At 56.2% G+C, this 1,284-nt stretch carries 1 protein-coding gene; it reads left to right on the forward strand.

Going from position 1 to position 1,284, the window contains the following annotated elements; translation table 11 throughout:
• Positions 1-84 precede the first annotated feature (84 nt).
• Positions 85-1,223 (forward strand): IS3 family transposase gene (locus JNB88_RS33075; RefSeq protein ID WP_220359161.1). Its coding sequence is split into 2 segments (ribosomal slippage): positions 85-343 and positions 343-1,223, totalling 1,140 coding nucleotides; the frame shifts between segments, so codons are not numbered across the junction.
• Positions 1,224-1,284 lie beyond the last annotated feature (61 nt).

The raw sequence follows: 1,284 nt of genomic DNA on the forward strand, positions 1-1,284 counted from the left end.
AGAGCTGGCTCGGGAAATTTGGACAGGACGGATAAGTGGAATTTCTGCCTGACTTCGGCTTAGATGCCGGGAACAGGAGATACCATGACGAGACGACCGCGCCGGAACCATAGCCCGGCCTTCAAGGCGAAGGTGGCGCTTGCCGCCATCAGGGGTGAACAGACGCTGGTGGAATTATCCCAGCAGTTCGACGTGCACACCAATCAAATTAAGCAGTGGAAAGACCAGCTCCTTGAGGGGGCGACAGGCGTTTTCGGCGATGACGCCAAAGCGGAACCGGAGGCTGCGACCGTTGATGTCAAAACTCTACACGCCAAGATTGGGGAGCTGACGTTAGAGAATGATTTTTTATCCAGTGCGCTCGGCAAAGCCGGACTGCTGAGCGGAAAGAAATGATCAACCGCGAGCACAAACTGTCCGTTGTCCGCCAGGCGAAGCTTCTCGGCTTCAGTCGAGGCAGCCTCTATTATTCGCCGCGCCCTGTGTCAGACGGCGATCTGGCTTTGATGCGGCGGATCGATGAACTGCATCTCGATTACCCGTTTGCCGGAAGTCGGATGTTGCAAGGGCTTTTGAAGGCAGAAGGGCTTCAGACAGGGCGGCTTCACGTTGCGACGCTGATGAAGAAGATGGGCATTGAGGCGATTTACCGCCGACCCAACACGTCTAAACCGGTACCTGGTCACAAGGTCTATCCATATCTGCTCAGGAAGCTGGCGGTCACCAGACCCAACCAGGTCTGGGCAATGGATATCAGCTACATCCCCATGGCGCGGGGCTTCGTCTATCTCTGCGCCGTCGTCGATTGGTTCAGTCGTCGGGTTCTGTCGTGGCGGCTGTCGATCACAATGGAGACGGCCTTTTGTATCGAGGCGGTTGAGGAAGCTCTCTGCCGATATGGCAGGCCAGACATCTTCAATACCGACCAGGGATCGCAGTTCACCTCCATCGACTTCACTGCTGTGCTGAAGAAGGCCGGGATTGAAATCTCGATGGATGGCAAGGGTGCATGGCGCGACAACGTCTTCGTCGAGCGGCTCTGGCGGTCGATCAAATACGAGGAGGTCTATCTCCATGCCTACGCAACTGTGTCCGAGGCCCGCGCTGGCATCAGTCGATATCTGACCTTTTACAATACCCGACGCCCACATTCATCCCTTGACCGGCAGACGCCGGATCAGGCTTACTTCAACGCGCTGACGCCAATGATGGTGGCGGCATAATCGAGGCGGAAATCCACTTAGCGAAACGCCCCAATCTGTTCAGACAAACCGAACCAGCTCT

The sequence above is a fragment of the Rhizobium cauense genome (assembly GCF_019511525.1).
Classification (GTDB): Bacteria; Pseudomonadota; Alphaproteobacteria; order Rhizobiales; family Rhizobiaceae; genus Rhizobium; species Rhizobium cauense.